2 protein-coding genes are annotated in these 1,300 nt (G+C 73.9%); both read left to right on the top strand.

The window, feature by feature from the left end:
- Positions 1–98 precede the first annotated feature (98 nt).
- Positions 99–698 (top strand): histidine phosphatase family protein, encoded by a 600-nt coding sequence (locus SACSA_RS0112000; RefSeq protein ID WP_019816163.1) that lies wholly within the window; start codon positions 99–101, stop codon positions 696–698.
- A 73-nt stretch (positions 699–771) separates the two neighbouring features.
- Complete coding sequence (locus SACSA_RS0111995; RefSeq protein WP_019816162.1) at positions 772–1,284, top strand: GNAT family N-acetyltransferase; 513 nt, start codon at positions 772–774, stop codon at positions 1,282–1,284.
- The last annotated feature ends 16 nt before the right edge of the window (positions 1,285–1,300 follow it).

The raw sequence follows: 1,300 nt of genomic DNA, 5'->3' as shown, positions 1-1,300 counted from the left end.
GCCGAGTCCCAGGGCCGCGAGCCCGGCCGGGCGGACGGTACCCGCCCGGCGGGCGCGGACGGGTCCCCGTGGGCGCGTGTGGCGACTATATTGCTGGCGTGATTGCAGGCGCGCACGAGCATCCGCTGTTCCTCCTGCGCCACGGCCACACCGAATGGTCGGCCACCGGCAGGCACGCGGGACGCACCGACCTGCCGCTGACGGCGGTCGGCGAACGGCAGGCGCACGCCGCGGGCCGTTCGTACGCCCTGATGTCCGACGACGCCTCCGCCGTGGTGCTGAGCAGCCCGCTGCGCCGTGCGCTGCACACCGCCGAACTGGCAGGCCTCGAGGTCAGCGAGGTCACCGAGGACCTCGTGGAGTGGGACTACGGCGACTACGAGGGCCTGACCACGCCGGAGATCCGGGAGCACGTGCCCGGGTGGTCGGTGTGGACCCACCCGATGCCCGGCGGGGAGAGCCCCGATGCCGTCCGCGTCCGGGCCGACCGCGTGCTCGGCCACGTCCGGCCGCTGCTGGCCGAGCAGCCCGTCGTCCTCGTCGGGCACGACGACTTCGGCCGCGTCCTGATCGCCCGGTGGCTGGAGCTGGACCCGGCGGCCGGTAGGTTTTTCCGGTCCGACCCCGCCAGCCTGACCGTACTGGGAAGGCAACGGGGCGTGCCGCAGATCCGCCATCTCAACGTACCGCCGTCCTGACCCCGCCGAGAGCCGGCCACCGCCTGCTGTGTGGCCGGCGCCGCCCCGCCCCGCACCTTCCGGAGGTAGCCCTGTGGACCCCCGCATCCGCCGTGTCCGCGACTCGGACGTCGAGGCCGTCGTCCGGCTCGTGCACGAGCTTGCCGAGTACGAGAAGGCCGCCGACGAGTGTCACCTCACCCCCGAGGCGCTGCGGGCCGCGTTGTTCGGCGACGCGCCCGCGCTGTACGGCCACGTCGCCGAACTCGACGGCCGTGTCGTCGGGTTCGCCCTGTGGTTTCTCAACTTCTCCACCTGGCGGGGCGTGCACGGCATCTACCTCGAGGACCTGTTCGTCCGCCCCGAGGCGCGCGGCAGCGGACTTGGCAAGGCGCTGCTGGCCGCACTGGCCGAGGAGTGCACCCGGCGCGGCTACGCCCGCCTCGAATGGTGGGTGCTCGACTGGAACCCGGCGGTCGACTTCTACACCTCGCTGGGCGCCGAGGCGATGGACGAATGGACGGTGTACCGCCTCACCGACGAGTCCCTGACGGCGCTGGCCGGGGAGTCGGCCGCGGCGGCGGACCCGGCGCGCCCGGGGGCCTAGCCCGGCCGGGAGGACC

The sequence above is a fragment of the Saccharomonospora saliphila YIM 90502 genome (assembly GCF_000383795.1).
Taxonomy (GTDB): Bacteria; Actinomycetota; Actinomycetes; order Mycobacteriales; family Pseudonocardiaceae; genus Saccharomonospora; species Saccharomonospora saliphila.
This window is presented reverse-complemented; position numbering and strand designations above follow the sequence as displayed.